The organism is Cupriavidus sp. 01L43 (genome assembly GCF_056399925.1).
The window spans coordinates 321,117-335,290 of sequence record NZ_JBFTSH010000004.1; the positions used below are offsets into that span (position 1 = coordinate 321,117).

Genomic DNA, 14,174 nt, shown 5'->3' on the forward strand with positions numbered 1-14,174 from the left:
GGCTCCCGTGCTCAGTCGTCGCTCTTGTACCGGGCGTCAAGCTCGTCGTAGAGCGGCTTCTTGACCAGGCGCTGGCGCTCGCTGAACGGTGCCACGATCGCGGGGTCCTCGTTCATCTGGCCGTTCGACTGCAACTGGCCCAGTGCCTGCTGCATGCCGCGTACCGCGCCCTGCAGCGCCGCGTTCGCGTAGAGGACCAGCCCGTAGCCGAGCCGCTGAAGCGCGTCTCGATCCTGAACGGGCGTCTTGCCGCCGATGACGATATTGATCAGCAACGGAATCTGGAAGAGTCCGGGCAGGCGCTCGATGTCGGGCAAGTCTTCAATCGCCTCGAGAAACAGGATATCGGCGCCCGCCTCCGCAAAGCGGTGCCCCCGGTCGATGGCGTCCTCGATGCCGTGCACCGCCGCAGCGTCCGTACGGGCGATGATCTGGAACGCGTCATCCTGCCGGGCGTCGGCCGCCGCGCGGATCTTGGCGACCATCTCGCTCGTGCTGACGACGTGCTTGCCCGCGAAATGTCCGCATTTCTTGGGCATCACCTGATCCTCGAGCTGGATCGCATCCGCCCCGGCGCGCTCGAGCGTACGCACCGCGTGCTGAACATTCAGCGCGTTGCCAAACCCTGTATCGGCATCGACGATCATCGGCAACGCCACGGCATCCCGGATGCGCGCGGTATGTTCGGCGATGTCGCTCAGGCCGATGAAGCCAAGGTCAGGCAGGCCGAATGACATGTTGGTGACGCCCGCGCCGGTCAGGTAGACCGCCTGGAAGCCCAGGTCCTCGATCACGCGCGCACTCATGGCGTTGAACGCGCCGGGCACCAGCAGCGCCTGTTTCGCCGCCACCTGTTTTCGGAATGCCTGTCGGCGGGAGGATGAAAGGGAGGTCATGGTGTCTCCGGTAGTGAGGTTCGATCGCCAGCCGGCAGATAGCGCTGCGACCACGCTTCAATCAGGTTCGCCGCGTAGGCCGCCGACGCCCGGTCCTGCAACAGATGATCGGCGCCATCGAGCGACACATAGCTCTTCGGCTGCGCCGCCGCGGTGAAGATATCGAGACCGTTCTGCACGCCCACGGTAATCGCATCACGGTATCACCGTTGGCGTTCAAGTCCCCGACGAATGCCAGTAAATGCCCTCCCCGCCACCTGCCTCCCACCCCAAAAAGTGACATTCATTTGAAATGTCTTTACTTTCAAACGGTCGCTTCGTATGGATTTGGTCACATCATTGACATATCAAGAAGACAGACTCCACGTCTCGCCCACCGGCACCCCACCTGAGTAGGGTGATCCTTGTCCATCAAGACATTGGCAGACAAAGGCGGCGTGGAATCCGTACGGAATGCGGGCGATTGCGACCCGATCCGTCACCTGAACTTCTCTGACCTAGAACCCATGACAACCACAAAACCTGTTCATTCGCGCATATACAGGCCGGTGCTCGGTGCCGGTGCACTGTGTCTGGCCCTGCTGTTGAGCGCCTGCGGCGGCGACGACAACAACACCCCGCCGCCCGCCCCGGGTGGCGGCGACGGTGGCAACGGCGGCCCCGGCACCACGCCCGCCGCCTGCACCACGGCGCACTGCGCGCCGGCTCCCTGAGCCCAAGCCCTGACTCCGCGCCGCCCGCGCCCTCCCCATTCAACCGACACCGACCCGGCATGACATTCAACCCGTCCAAGCGCAGCTTCCTGCGCAACACGCTCGGCACCGCGGCTGCGGCTGCCACGCTCGCATCGTTCCCGCCCAGCATCCGCCGCGCCCTGGCCATCGAGGCGAACAACGCCACTGGCACGATCCAGGACGTCAAGCACGTGGTGCTGCTGATGCTCGAGAACCGCTCCTTCGACAGCTATTTCGGCACGTTCAAGGGCGTGCGCGGCTACGGCGACCGCTTCGCGATCCCTCTGGCGAACGGCAAGAACGCGTTCTTCCAGACCGACGCCACGAACAACACGATCACGCCCTATCGGCTTGACGCCACGCTGGGCAATGCGCAGCGCGCGGGCAGCACCCCGCATACCTGGCCCGATGGGCAGGCGGCGTGGGACCACGGGCGCATGAATCGCTGGCCCGTGGCCAAGAACCGGCTGTCGATGTCGTACTACGACACCGCCGAGGTGCCGTTCCAGCGCGCGCTGGCCGATGCGTTCACGCTGTGCGACGCCTACCACTGCTCGATGCACACCGGCACGATCCCGAACCGCCTGTTCTACTGGACCGGCACGAACGGCCCGAGCGGCGCCAACGTGGCGGCCATGGTCAACGAGTTCAATGGCGGCAATGACGTGGGACCGTCGACCCAGGGTTGGACGTGGAAGACCTACGCCGACCGCCTGGTGGATGCGGGGGTGAGCTGGAAGGTGTATCAGAGCCTGGCCGACAACTACGGCTGCAACGAGATGATGAGCTTCCAGCACTGGCGCACGGCGATGGAGTCGATGCCGGTGGCACGGCGCCCGGTGGCGCTGCCCGGCACCTCGCCCGCCTACGATCCGACGATCGACGACGCGCTGAGCCCGCTCGCCAAGGGCTTTGGCAACACCATGCCCGACGGCCTGCTCCAGTCCTTCCGTGACGACGTGCAGAACGGCACGCTGCCGGAAATCTCGTGGATCATCCCGCCGTCGCTCTATAGTGAACACCCGGGGCCGTCGAGCCCGGCGCAGGGCGGCTGGTACGTGCAGCAGGTGCTGGACGCGCTGACCGCCAACCCCGAGGTCTTCAGCAAGACCGTGCTGCTGATCAACTACGACGAGAACGACGGCTTCTTCGACCACCTGCCGCCGCCCTCGGCCCCGTCGCGCAATGCCGATGCCACGCTCGCCGGCGGCAGCACGCTCAGCGATGCCGACATGGCCTTCGAGTATCACAACTACGCGCCCGCCACGACGAACCAGTCGGCCAGCGATGGCAAGCCTTACGGTCCGGGCCCGCGCGTGCCGATGTGGATCGTCTCGCCGTGGAGCCGCGGTGGTTTCGTCAACTCGCAGGTCTTCGACCATACGTCCACGCTGCTCTTCCTGGAAAAACGCTTCGGCGTGAAGGAGCCGCAGATCGGCGCCTATCGCCGCGCCGTGTGCGGTGACCTGACCTCGGCCTTCAACTTCGTCAGCCCGAACAAGGACGCCCTGCCGACGCTGGCGGGCCGCAGCACCAAGGTCACGGTCGACAACCTTGCGCTGACGCAAAAGGCTTCGGTCGCGATTCCCGTGCCGGCCACGCCCGTGTTGCCGCCGCAGGTGGCCGGCACGCGTCCCTCGCGCGCGCTGCCGTACGAGCTGCACACCACGTCCCGCATCGACGCCGGCGCCAAGACCGTCACGCTGATGTTCTCGAACACCGGCACGGCTGGCACGGTCTTCCACGTCTACGACAAGCTGCACCTCGACGCCATTCCGCGCCGCTACGTGGTGGAGGCGGGCAAGAGTCTGGACGGCCTGTGGAACGTGGCGGCCGACAACGGCAAGTACGATCTGTGGGTGCTGGGCCCGAACGGCTATCACCGCGAATTCGTGGGCGACCTGAACGAGCAGTCGGCTGCCGGCGGCACGGAAATCCAGGTCTGCTACGAACCGTGCGATCCGCCCGTGCTGCAGGTCAAGCTGTACAACCGCAGCGACAAAGCCTGCACGTTCAGCGCGAGCGCCAAGGCCTATCGCACGGACGGCCCGTGGGGCCAGAAGGTCGAGGCCGGCAAGGTGGGCGAGCTGACCTGGACGCTCGGTGACAGCGGCAACTGGTACGACTTCGAGATCAGTTGCGATCTGGCACCGTCGCTCCGCCGCCGTATCGCGGGCCGTATCGAGACCGGCAAGGATACGGTGAGCGATCCGGCCATGGCTCAGCTGTCGTAACCTGCCTTGGCTTGACCCGTCCGCCTTCTACGGCTGGCGGGTCATGCGCCACGGCGGCCTGGGCGCCAGCGCGTTGCGCAGCATCTCGACGAATCGTTGCGTGCGCATGGACGACTGGCGTGACTGCGGCACCAGCGCCATCACATCCGCATCGGGCAGCCGGTACGCTGGCAGCAGCGCCACCAGCCGCCCGGCGGCCAGTTCATCGGCCACATCCCATTCCGACCGCGCCATGATGCCCTTGCCGGTCAGGCACCAGTGATGAACCACGTCGCCATCATTGCTCTCCATCGTGGGACGCACCCGTACGGTCAGTTCCCGTGATCGCGCTGGGCGATGGTTCCTGTCGCCGTCGCCGTCGTCTTCGGCAAAGCGCCACAGCGTCACATCCTCGTCGTTCTCCCTGAGCACCAGGCAGGCGTGCCGCTCGAGGTCCGCCGGCGTCTCCAACGGCGGGGCCTTGGCGAGGTATTCGGGCGCGGCGCACAGGATGCGACGGTTCGGGGCAAGGCGATGCGCAATCCAGCGCGAATCCGGGATCGTGCCGATGCTGACCAGCACGTCGAAGGCATCGCGGCCATGCACGGGTTGGCGCGGCAGCATCAGGTTGTCCGACAGGTACAACTGCACCTCGAGATTAGGATGGGTGCTGTGAAACTGCGCCAACAGCGGTCCGAGGTAGCGGCGCCCGAAGCCAAACGGCCCGTGGACCTTCAGCTTGCCCGCCACAACCTGACTACGCTGCTGTAGCGCCTCTTCGATCACCTGCATCTGCTCCAGAACGCCAGTGGCGTGCTGCGCCAGGAGGTGTCCTTCGTGCGTCAGTTGCAGGCGCCGCGTGGTCCGCTGGGCCAGCCGGATCCCCAGGCGCGCCTCCAACTGGCTCAGCCGCTTGGTCACGGCCGGCGGCGTGACATTCTCTTCCCGGGCCAGGGCGGCCAGGCTCCCCAGACGGTCCAGCGCCAGGATGAACCGCAGATCCTCGATGTCCAGCTTCATTATTAACCTGTAGGTGAATGAAGCCATTCTATGGCATTAACCACCTGAGGGCCCGGCCCCTCTACACTGCAAGGCTCGAACCTCCAGCCCGTGCTGGCACACGCATAACGGATTCCCATGAACTTGCAAGCACTTGAAACGCCGGTCCTCGTGCTGGACCGCCTGAAGATGGAGCGCAATATCGCGCGGCTGCGCGACCGCCTTGCGCCCTTCGGCGTCACGCTGCGACCACACGCCAAGACCAACAAGTCCGCCGACGTCGCGTCTCGCATCGGCGCACCGGGCACGCCCATCACCGTGTCAACGTTGAAGGAAGCAGGCTACTTCCTCGACCACGGCTGGCGCGACATCCTGTACGCAGTGGGCATCGTGCCGTCCAAGCTGCCCCATGTCGAAGACCTTCTGCGACGCGGCGCCGCGCTGACGCTGTTGCTGGACAACGTCGAGGCCGCCCACGCACTCGCCGACTGGTGTCGCGAACGCGCCCTGAACGTGCCGGTGTTGATCGAGATCGATACCGACGGGCACCGCTCGGGCGTCAAGCCGGCGGACCCGGCATTGCTCGATATCGCCGCCGCACTAGGCAAGGACGAAGGCACGGGCGCCTGGCTCGCGGGCGTGCTCACCCATGCGGGCGATTCCTACAATTGCCGTTCAGCCGAGGCCATCGAAGCCGTCGCCGAGCAGGAGCGCGCCGGCGCGGTCCAGGCGGCGGAACGGCTGCGCGCCGCCGGTTACCGGGCGCCGGTGGTGAGCGTCGGCAGCACGCCTACCGCGCATTTCGCCCGCTCGCTCGAAGGTGTGACGGAGGTCCGGGCCGGCGTGTTCGTGTTCTTCGATCTGGTGATGCACGGCATCGGGGTCTGCAACGTGGATGACATCGCCCTGTCGGTGTTGTGCACGGTGATCGGCCACCAGCGCGAGAAAGGCTGGCTGATCACGGACGCGGGATGGATGGCGATGTCGCGCGACCGTGGCACCGCGAAGCAGCCGATCGACCAGGGCTACGGGCTGGTGTGCGATATCGACGGCAAGCCGCTGCCGGATCTGGCGATGGTCGACGCCAACCAGGAGCATGGCATCGTCAGCCATCGCACGGATCCGTCCGCCACGCCGATGCTGCCGGTCGGCACGCTGTTGCGCGTGCTGCCCAATCACGCGTGCGCCACTGGGGCGCAGCATGGCGCCTACACGGTCGTCGCGGGCAGCACTGTGGTGGAAGCGCAATGGCCTCGTTTCGGGGGATGGTGAGCGCGGTTTTGCGATAGCATGGCGCCGGTAACCAGGATCAGAAACACAAGGAGACCCGCGCTTGCCCGAAGCCCTCCCCGCCAGCCCCGCCGGCGAGATTCCCACCTTCGAGACATCGGATTTCGCGGGCGATGGGTCGTTCTACTTCGACCTCGTACGGCTGCAGGACCGCGACGACATCCCCCGCGGCTTCCTGCACCGGCACAACTACTATCACCTGCTCTGGATGACCCGGGCGAGCGGCACGCACATGCTCGACTTCGCGCATTTCGACGTGCGCGACCACTCGGTGTTCTTCCTCTCGCCCGGGCAGGTGCATGCCTGGACGTCATCCGTGAAGCCGCACGGCTACGTGCTGAACTTCAGCACTGACTTCTTCGCCCGGATGTTTCCGCGCGCCGACGACGCCGCGAAATTCCCGTTCTACCACCCCACGCGCGCCCAGAGCGCGCTCTATCTCACGCCCGACCAGCATGACGGCCTGCTGCCATTGCTCGACGAGATGGAGCAGGAGGCGCGGAATCGCCAGCCCGGCTTCCCGGACGTGGTGCAGGCCTGCCTGCTGATCCTGCTCACGCGCCTGCGCCGCCTGTGCCCCGAGAACGAGCCCGCCGGCGGCGTTGGCCCGCATCAGGCCCTCACGCGCCGCTTCACGATGCTGGTGGAAACCCACTACCTGCGCTTCGGCACGATCGGCCAGTACGCCGAGGCGCTCTGCGTGAGCGAGCGCCAGCTCAACGAGGCAGTCAAGCGCACCCTGGCGCGCACCGCCAGCCAGGTGGTACAGGAACGCGTGGTGCTGGAAGCCAAGCGCTGGCTCAGCAACACCGAAACCGGCATCGCCGAGATCGCGTTCCGGCTCAATATCGAGGATCCGGCCTACTTCGCGCGCTTCTTCAAGAAGCAGACCGGCCTCACGCCGGGCGATTTCCGCAGGAAGCACTGCCGTCCGCTCGACTAACGCGCGAAAAAGTCCAACTCAACGTCTGATCCGTCCTAACACTGCCGCCGCGCGCGTGCGTACAGTGCTCCTCATGGTGCATCCATAAGCACCAAAAAGTACCAAAAGCACAGGAGACAGACATGTACCGAGTCATCGCCCCGTTGCGGGGCCTTGCCGTGGCCGCCGTATTGGCCGTTATCCCCTTCAGCGCGATGGCGGAATACCCCGATCATCCCCTGCGCATCATCGTGCCGTTCGCCGCTGGCGGCGCCACCGACGTGATCGCGCGCACCGTGGCGCAGGCCATGTCGGCCCGGCTCGGGCAGTCGGTCGTGGTGGAGAACAAGGCCGGCGCCAATGGCAATATCGGCGCCGTCTCGGCCGCACGCGCGGACGCCGACGGCTACACGCTGCTGATGGCCACGTCGAGCCATGCCATCAACGCATCGCTCTACCAGAAGCTCAACTACAGTCTCACGCGGGATTTCGTAGGGTTGTCGAACCTGGCGTCCGTCCCCCTGCTGCTGGTGGTGAATCCGACCGTACCGGTCAATTCGGCGGCCGAACTCGCCGCCTACGCCAAGTCCAACGCCGGCCGTGTCAATTACGCGTCGGGCGGCACCGGCACCGCCTCCCATCTGGCCGGCGAGCAGTTCAGCACGCTGGCTGGTACGAAGATGACGCACGTGGCCTACAAGGGCGGGGCGCAGGCGCTCAATGACGTGATGGGTGGCCAGGTGCAGGTCATGTTCGCCAACCTGCCCGAAGTCCTCGCGCAAGTGCAGAGCGGCAAGCTCAAGGCACTGGCGGTGACGGGCAACAAGCGCCACGCCGCCCTGCCCGACGTGCCCGCCTTCTCGGAAACGCCGTTCCAGGGCATGACCGCGCGCTCGTGGTTCGGCCTGTTCGCACCGGCCGGCACACCGAAAGCTGCCGTCGAGAAGCTCTCGCAGGCCATCGTCCAGAGCGTGGCCGACCCCGCCGTCAAGGATCGGCTGAAAGGGCTGGGCGCCGACCCGGTCGGGGACGATCAACCCGCATTTCAGAAATACGTGAATCAGGAAGTGGCGCGCTGGGCCGTGCTGGTCAAGCAGTCCGGCGCCACCGTCGATTGACGCCACGCATCGCCATCGCCATCGCTATCCCTGGAGGAAACCCCATGCTGTACGACGTTCGCACCTACACCTGCCGCCCCGGCACGATCAAGAAACACCTGGCGCTGTATGCCGAGCACGGCTACGAGACCCAGAGCCGCCATCTGGGCAAGCCGCTGGCCTATATGCAAACCGAGACCGGCAATGTGAACAGCTACACGCACATCTGGGTCTATGAAAGCGCGGCCGACCGCGAGGCCAAGCGCCAGGCGCTGCAGAAGGATCCGGCCTGGGGCGAGTACCTGAAGATAAGCGCCGACGCCGCCTACCTGATCAGCCAGGAAAACCGGCTGATGACGCCGGTGTCGTTCTTCAAGCCCTAGCCGGCACGGGTGGCCTACAGCCGCCCGGCCCAGTACTCCCGGAACGCCCGGCGAGGATCCTCCTGCGCGCGGGTGCCGGAGGCCTCGCCATCGAATACCAACGTGGTGCGCCGCGTAGCCGAATACGCTGGCCATTGCGGGGTCTTGGCATTGGCGGGGTCGCCCGTCGCGGCGAAGCTGACCCAGGCGCTGGCCAGTTGATCGGCCAGACGCAGGCTGGTGTCGCTCGGCCCGTTCAGCCCCATGCGGATGTCGTGCAGACTCGGTCCGATATCGACGCCATGCGGCGCGCCATAGCGGCCGCCGTAAGCCGGGCTCGGCGTCTTCCACAGATATGTCCACACCGGCGCGCTGTTGCCACTGGCGTGCGCGGCGGCCTTGCGATCCGCCTGCAGCTGGGCGATGCGACGGAACGTCATGTCCGTATCGATCCGCGCCTGCAGCACGAACGGCGTGGCACGCGGGTCCTCATCCCGATACATCCCAACCAGACGCGACGCGTCGTCGCCCACGCGCGTCTGCGCGAATCGCAGCAGCCCGGCATCGTCGAGATCGAAATTGATCTGGCGGTACGCGCGCTCGTCCAGCGTCGTGCTGATGATCATCGGCACCTGCGACGAGATGGCCGGCGCATCCGGATCGAACGGATGGCGGGGAATCGCCACACCGTCTATCGACGGCGCGAAGGCGCGTGGCGCCTCGCCCTTCAATCGGTCTGCGGCTTCGAAGCGCATTTGCGCCGCCAGCAGTTGCTCGAACGGCAGCGTATGCAGTCGGTCCACCGAGCCCTTGCCGATCTGGAGCGTGGACAGGTACTTGGCCGCGACCTCCGTGGACTGCGCCGCCGTCAGCACACGAATGCCCGAACCGCTCATGACGCCAGCGCGATGAAACAGCCCCTGCGCCGACGGCATCGCCATCAGCGTGCTGGTCTTCAGGCCGCCGCCCGACTGGCCAAACACCAGCACGCGCGACGGATCCCCGCCGAACGATTCCACGTTCTCCCGCACCCAGCGCAGCGCCGCGACAATATCGAGCATGCCCACCGCGCCCGACTGCGCATAGCGCTCGCCGCCGGCCTCGGCCAGATTCAGATAGCCAAACGAGCCAAGCCGGTGATTGATGTTGATGAACACCACGTCGCCGAAGCGCGCCATCATCTCGCCGTCGAACTGCGGCGAATTGCCCGATCCCGCATAGAACCCGCCGCCGTGCAGATGCATGAGCACCGGCCGCTTCGCGGCCTTTGCGGGCGATGGCGTCCACAGGTTCAGCACCAGGCAGTCTTCGCCCATGCCGCCCGGCTGCAGATCGTAGGCGATCAGGTCCGCGTAGGCACGGCGCCGGTCGGCCGGCATCTGCGGCGCGTAGTTGCCGTAGGCGGTGGCATCGCGCACGCCGCTCCACTTCGCCACCGGCTGCGGCGGCATGAAGCGGTTGGCACCGCCTGTGTCGGCGCCGTAGCGCAGGCCCTTGAACACGTGCACGCCCCCTGACCGCAGGCCCCGCACCTTGCCATCGGCGGTCTCGACCACCGAGAACACCGGATCTTCTGCCATCGCGCGCACGCTTCCCGTGACCGCACTCCCCGCCGTCAGCACGGCAGCCGACTTCAGCCACTGCCTGCGCGACATTCCCTTGTGCTCCATCGCCCCTCCCTTTCTTTTGGTCTTGTGTTTGTCTGCTGCGTGATGCGACGTTACTTGCCCGTAAAGGCTGGCTGGCGCTTCTCCTTCCACGCCAGCGCCCCTTCGCGGATGTCTTCCGATTGCGTCGCGCGCCGGATGTCCTCGGCAAGCGCCGCGGTGTCCAGGTCTCCGCGCGCGATCGCGTTCAGATGCCGCTTCATGCCCTGCACGGCAATGGGCGCCAGCCCGGCGATGGTCCCGGCCAACTGCGCCGCACGCTCGCGCAGTTGATCCGCGGGGAGCAGTTCGGTCAGGAACCCACACGCCAGCATCTCGGGCGCCTGGATCCGTTCAGCGGTCAGGAACAGGCGCTTGGCCGCGTTCAGGCCCAGCCTCGTCACGTAGCGGCGCATGCCGCGCTCATAGAAATGCAGGCCCAGGCGCGCGGCTGGCATGAACATCTCCACGGCGTCGGTGCCGAGCCGGAAGTCGCACGCCAACGACAGGTCCGTGCCGCCGCCGTAGACGCCACCCTGGATTTCGGCGATGGTCACCGCGCGGCAATCCTCCATCGCATTGACCAGCGGCTCGAAGCCCGCGCCACGCTGGCCGGCGGCGAGCTTGCCGATATCGAAGCCGCTGCAGAAGTACTTGCCCGTGCTGCGCAGGATCAGCACGCGGACATCGCTGCCGTTCACGGTTTCAATGTGCTGCAGCAATGCCTGCAGATCGTCGGGGCCCAGCCGGTTGGCCACATCGGGGCGCTGCAGCGTCAGCGTGGCCACATGGGCGGCAATATCGAGCGTGGGAAGCGAACCTTCGGAAGCCATGCGTCAAATCTCCGGATCAAGAAAGGGTAGTCTCTCGCGCTCGCAGCGCGACGTCGAATCGTTCGATGCGCGCCTGCGCGAAGGCCGGACGCTGCTGCACGCGCTGCCACCAGTCGGCCACCGCCGGCATGCGGTCTGCCGCCATGGCCTCTGGCGCGAGTTCGGCGATCCGCGCGATAAACGGCACCGCGGCGATATCGGCCAGCGAATAGGGTGGGCCCATCAGCCAGGGCCCGTTGTCGAGCATCGATGCCATCTTCGGCAGCAATGCCAGCAAGGCGTCGAGCGCCGCGCGCTTCTCCTCGTCCGAGTACGGCTTGCGTGCGATACGGCGCCAGGCTTCGCGCCGCTCCGGCGTCGGGATGCGCGCAAGCTTCCCCGCCAGATCCGCATCGCTCCATTGCGACGCCACGGGCTGCAGCGCGATGCTCCAGTTCAGGATCAGCAGGTTAGGCAGCAGCTTGTCGTCGGTCCAGCGGACAAAGTTGCGCATCGTGGCCCGCGCATACGGGTCGGCCGGGCGCAGCGGGGGATGCGGCAGGACGTCGTCGAGGTATTCGCAGATCGTGCCGCTTTCGTACAGGAAACGGCCATCGTCCAGCACCAGCGCCGGCACCACGCCGTTCGGATTCATCGCCAGGAACGCTGGCGAATGGTGCTCCTGCGCGGCCAGATCGACAGGCACGCTCTCGTAATCGACGCCCTTCTCCGCCATACACAGCCGCACGCGGCGCGACGCGCTGGATAACCAGCCGTGGAACAGTCTCATGTGGGCGATCTCCGGTCAGGGAATCAGCACGGTGGCGCCTGTCGTGGCGCGGCCTTCGAGGCTGCGATGGGCCTCCCGGACGTCGGACAAGGCAAAGCGCTGCCCCACCTCCAATCGCAGGTGCCCTGCTTCCACCGCCGAGAAAAGCGCCAGCGCCGCGCGACGTAGCGACGCCGCATCGGCGATGAACGTACGCAGCGTCGGCCGCGACACGATCAGCGACTTCGCATGCAGTAGCTGCAGGTCGAATGCTTCCACGTCGCCGGACGCGGTGCCGTAGTTGATGGCCATCCCGCATGGCTTCAGGCATTGCAGCGATGGCACGAAGACGTCCTTGCCGACCGCGTCGTAGACGACGGCGACACCCTTGCCCTGCGTCAGCGCCATGACTTCCGCGACGAAATCCGTGTCGCGATAGCAGATCACGTGATGGCAGCCGTGGTCCAATGCCACGCGGCGCTTGGCTTCGCTGCCCACGGTGCCGATCACTGTCGCGCCGAGCGAGCGTGCCCATTGCGACAGCAGCACGCCCATTCCGCCGGCCGCCGCATGCACCAGCACCCCATCGCCGGGCTGCACCACATACAGCCGCCGCAACAGGTACTCGGCCGTCAGTCCCCGCAACAGGGTGGCGCCGGCCACCTCCTCGGAAATCGTGTCCGGCAGCGGCACGACGCGATCGGCCGGCACGTTGCGCGTGACCTGATACGCGCCCGGATACATGGCCGCCACGCGCTGCCCGACCACAACGCCCGACACCTCCCGCCCGACCGCCGTGACGATGCCCGCGCCGACCGATCCCAACGTGATGGGAAACGGCGTCGGCGTGTGCGGGCCATGCGCGCCGTTGCGCTGGTAGATGTCGGCGAAATTCAGGCCGATGGCCGATTGCCGGATCTGGACTTCAGTGGGCGTGGGCGCCGCAACCGGCACTTCGTCGAGTTCGAGCACGTCGGCGTCGCCATGCTTTCTTATACGGACTGCGTTCGTATGCATACGGTCTGTGGTCTCCAAGCCGGCGGGGGTATGCGCGGTTCCGCTGCCAAAACGTGGCCACGCGGGGCCTATTGGCCGTAAGTGGGCCGGGGGAAGCGTAGCGCATGTGCGGTCAAGTCGCATCATGGTAAATCCGTATACGTATATTTATGCTGCCTATTCGTATACTTTACCGGCGATAACGAATTCTCGAAGAGGACCGATGACTCACGACGCACCGCTGTCCGGCTACACCGTCCTGGATCTTTCCATCGCCCGCGCCGGCCCGGTGGCCGTGCGGCTGCTGGCGGACTGGGGGGCGGATGTCATCCGCATCGAACCGCCACCGCCGCGCGACCGCGGCTCGGTCACCGGGCGCCGCCGGGGCTCGGACGAACAGAATCTGCATCGCAACAAGCGCAGCCTCTGCCTGGACCTGAAGACGCCCGAAGGGGCTGAGATCCTGGCCACGCTGGTGCGCCGCGCGGACGTGGTGGTGGAAAACTTCCGTTCCGTGGTGAAGGAGCGGCTGGGCCTGACCTATGAACGCCTGAGCGCGCTGAACCCGCGTGTGATCCTGGCCAGCATTTCCGGATTCGGGCAGGACGGCCCGTACTGCGAGCGCCCCGGGCTCGACCAGATCGTGCAGGGCATGTGCGGACTGAGTTCCGTGACCGGCATGCCCGGGGACGGTCCGCTACGCGTGGGTATCGCCATCTCGGACACCACGGCCGGCATGTTCCTGGGGCAAGGCATCCTGCTGGCGCTGCTGCAACGCGAGCGCACGGGACGCGGCCAATGGGTCCACACCTCGCTCATCGAGGCGATGCTGAACAAGCTCGATTTCCAGGGCGCACGCTACACGGTGGAAGGCGTGGTGCCCACGCAGCAAGGCAATGCGCACCCCACGCTGGCCCCGATGGGCACGTATCGATGCCAGGATGGCGTCGTCAACATCGCCGCCAGCACCGACCGCATGTGGACCCACTTCTGCCAGGCACTCGGCGCGGATGCGCTGTTGGCCGATACCTCGCTGCACAGTGCCGCCGGGCGAAATGCACAGCGCGAGCGGGTCGACGCGGCAATCAACGATTGCACAGCCGCGTTCACCGCTGCGGAGCTGACGGACAGGCTCAACGCCGTCGGCGTGCCGTGCGGCCCGGTCTTCGATATCGGCCAGGCGTTCGAGGATCCGCAGGTCCAGCACCTGCGCATGACACGCCCCGCCGACCACCCCGAACTGGGACCGCTGGCGCTGCTACGTTCGCCGATCAACCTCTCCGCCGCGCCGCATCCCGAGCGATTCTTCAGCGCGGCGCCCGACCCCGGTGCCCATACGGACGCCATCCTGCGTGACCTGGGCTACGACGATGCCCGCATCGCCCGACTGCGCGATGGCAATATCGCGGCGTGACCGGCCGCACCCGACAAGCCAAAA

At 66.5% G+C, this 14,174-nt stretch carries 14 protein-coding genes; 7 read left to right on the forward strand and 7 right to left on the reverse strand.

Annotation, left to right across the window (positions count from 1 at the left end; genetic code table 11):
* Window positions 1-11: 11 nt before the first annotated feature.
* Window positions 12-896 carry an isocitrate lyase/PEP mutase family protein gene (locus AC1DP9_RS10270; RefSeq protein ID WP_477107271.1) on the reverse strand — a complete coding sequence of 295 codons (885 nt, stop codon included), beginning with the start codon at window positions 894-896 and terminating at the stop codon, window positions 12-14.
* Window positions 893-1,081: a hypothetical protein gene (locus tag AC1DP9_RS10275; RefSeq protein WP_177219911.1), complete on the reverse strand. Its 189-nt coding sequence runs from the start codon at window positions 1,079-1,081 to the stop codon at window positions 893-895. Before AC1DP9_RS10275 ends, AC1DP9_RS10270 begins: the two co-directional genes overlap by 4 nt.
* Window positions 1,082-1,300: 219 nt before the next feature.
* Here AC1DP9_RS10275 and AC1DP9_RS10280 point away from each other — a divergent pair, with 219 nt between their 5' ends.
* Window positions 1,301-1,609 carry a hypothetical protein gene (locus tag AC1DP9_RS10280; RefSeq protein WP_441592831.1) on the forward strand — a complete coding sequence of 103 codons (309 nt, stop codon included), beginning with the start codon at window positions 1,301-1,303 and terminating at the stop codon, window positions 1,607-1,609.
* Window positions 1,610-1,668: 59 nt separating this feature from the next.
* Window positions 1,669-3,864 carry a phosphocholine-specific phospholipase C gene (locus tag AC1DP9_RS10285; RefSeq protein ID WP_441592832.1) on the forward strand — a complete coding sequence of 732 codons (2,196 nt, stop codon included), beginning with the start codon at window positions 1,669-1,671 and terminating at the stop codon, window positions 3,862-3,864.
* 27 nt (window positions 3,865-3,891) lie between these two features.
* Here the strand turns inward: AC1DP9_RS10285 and AC1DP9_RS10290 are convergent, their stop codons facing one another.
* Window positions 3,892-4,890, reverse strand: coding sequence for a LysR family transcriptional regulator (locus AC1DP9_RS10290; protein WP_477107272.1), 999 nt, complete (start codon window positions 4,888-4,890; stop codon window positions 3,892-3,894).
* Between the two features lie 90 nt (window positions 4,891-4,980).
* Between AC1DP9_RS10290 and AC1DP9_RS10295 the strand changes: the two genes are divergently transcribed.
* From AC1DP9_RS10295 to AC1DP9_RS10310, 4 genes are all read left to right on the forward strand, one after another.
* Window positions 4,981-6,114: a DSD1 family PLP-dependent enzyme gene (locus AC1DP9_RS10295; protein WP_477107273.1), complete on the forward strand. Its 1,134-nt coding sequence runs from the start codon at window positions 4,981-4,983 to the stop codon at window positions 6,112-6,114.
* Window positions 6,115-6,175: 61 nt separating this feature from the next.
* Complete coding sequence (locus tag AC1DP9_RS10300) at window positions 6,176-7,075, forward strand: helix-turn-helix domain-containing protein (RefSeq protein ID WP_441643771.1); 900 nt, start codon at window positions 6,176-6,178, stop codon at window positions 7,073-7,075.
* 122 nt (window positions 7,076-7,197) lie between these two features.
* Window positions 7,198-8,172 (forward strand): Bug family tripartite tricarboxylate transporter substrate binding protein, encoded by a 975-nt coding sequence (locus AC1DP9_RS10305; protein ID WP_092294532.1) that lies wholly within the window; start codon window positions 7,198-7,200, stop codon window positions 8,170-8,172.
* A 44-nt stretch (window positions 8,173-8,216) separates the two neighbouring features.
* Window positions 8,217-8,534: an NIPSNAP family protein gene (locus AC1DP9_RS10310; protein ID WP_092294531.1), complete on the forward strand. Its 318-nt coding sequence runs from the start codon at window positions 8,217-8,219 to the stop codon at window positions 8,532-8,534.
* Between the two features lie 14 nt (window positions 8,535-8,548).
* On the opposite strand, the gene AC1DP9_RS10315 is transcribed toward AC1DP9_RS10310, so the two are convergent.
* The 4 genes from AC1DP9_RS10315 to AC1DP9_RS10330 form a co-directional block, all read right to left on the reverse strand.
* Window positions 8,549-10,168, reverse strand: a complete 1,620-nt coding sequence (locus AC1DP9_RS10315; protein ID WP_477107274.1) for a carboxylesterase/lipase family protein — start codon at window positions 10,166-10,168, stop codon at window positions 8,549-8,551.
* A gap of 65 nt (window positions 10,169-10,233) precedes the next feature.
* A complete protein-coding gene (locus tag AC1DP9_RS10320) occupies window positions 10,234-10,992 on the reverse strand; it encodes an enoyl-CoA hydratase/isomerase family protein (RefSeq protein ID WP_477107275.1) in 759 nt (252 codons plus the stop codon).
* 16 nt (window positions 10,993-11,008) lie between these two features.
* Window positions 11,009-11,761, reverse strand: coding sequence for a glutathione S-transferase family protein (locus AC1DP9_RS10325; RefSeq protein WP_477107276.1), 753 nt, complete (start codon window positions 11,759-11,761; stop codon window positions 11,009-11,011).
* A 15-nt stretch (window positions 11,762-11,776) separates the two neighbouring features.
* Entirely contained in the window at window positions 11,777-12,757 is a 981-nt protein-coding gene (locus AC1DP9_RS10330) for a quinone oxidoreductase family protein (protein WP_477107277.1), read from the reverse strand.
* Between the two features lie 202 nt (window positions 12,758-12,959).
* On the opposite strand from AC1DP9_RS10330, the gene AC1DP9_RS10335 reads away from it, so the two are divergent.
* Window positions 12,960-14,150 (forward strand): CaiB/BaiF CoA transferase family protein, encoded by a 1,191-nt coding sequence (locus tag AC1DP9_RS10335; protein ID WP_477107278.1) that lies wholly within the window; start codon window positions 12,960-12,962, stop codon window positions 14,148-14,150.
* The last annotated feature ends 24 nt before the right edge of the window (window positions 14,151-14,174 follow it).